Genomic DNA, 732 nt, shown 5'->3' on the forward strand with positions numbered 1-732 from the left:
CAAATGCCGCCTTGAGCAAGCGGCGGGAAGAAAAATATCGAAGAAAGGCAGGTGAAAAAAATACCCCGTCATCCCACGACTTATCCGGAAGGGGAAACCCGATGGGGAGTGCAGCATGTCGTTGCCGCAGAAAGCGGCGGATAAAGGTCAGTCAATAAGTTTCTGAAACCTGGCCGATATGGGGATGAAAATCTGCGTATGAGGACGAAAGCTAAACTGCTTGATTGACAGCCAAAGCTGGGACTTATCGTGCGTCTGCATACGAAAGGAACTGAAACGTATGTCATCCTGGCGCTTGTCATGTGTATAGGGACAAGCGTGTGATATTCAGGATGCAGCGCCTCCAGATAGAGGGAAATGGCGAACGTCACGTGGGAAAACCCCTTTACCGAAAACGCAGAAAGCTCATGTTTGATATATGCTACCGGGGATTGCCTAAACCCGCAGCCAGCGGGCAGGGCAACACAGCTTCCATAGTAGTCCGAGAACCCTGAATCAACAGGGACAGCCGTAAAAACGGAAGCGGGAAAGCCGCTCACATGGCGAAGGGAAGCAGTCTGTTTCTTCAATACAAAAATGAAAGGATGGTGTGTGAGACACTATGAGAAAGCCAACTGATGTATTGAATAGTTTAAGCGATAAATCGAAAAATCCCATGTACAAGTATGAAAGGCTATACCGCAACTTGTACAACCCGGAGTTTTATCTGCTCGCCTATAAAAATATCTACAC

Annotated in this window: 1 pseudogene; it reads left to right on the forward strand. The window is 47.8% G+C overall.

Annotated features, from left to right (window positions below):
• Positions 1-601 precede the first annotated feature (601 nt).
• Positions 602-732, forward strand: a pseudogene (locus D5269_RS19070) (RNA-directed DNA polymerase); the annotation flags it as partial.

The sequence above is a fragment of the Anaerotruncus sp. 1XD42-93 genome (genome assembly GCF_009917605.1).
Classification (GTDB): Bacteria; Bacillota; Clostridia; order Oscillospirales; family Ruminococcaceae; genus Anaerotruncus.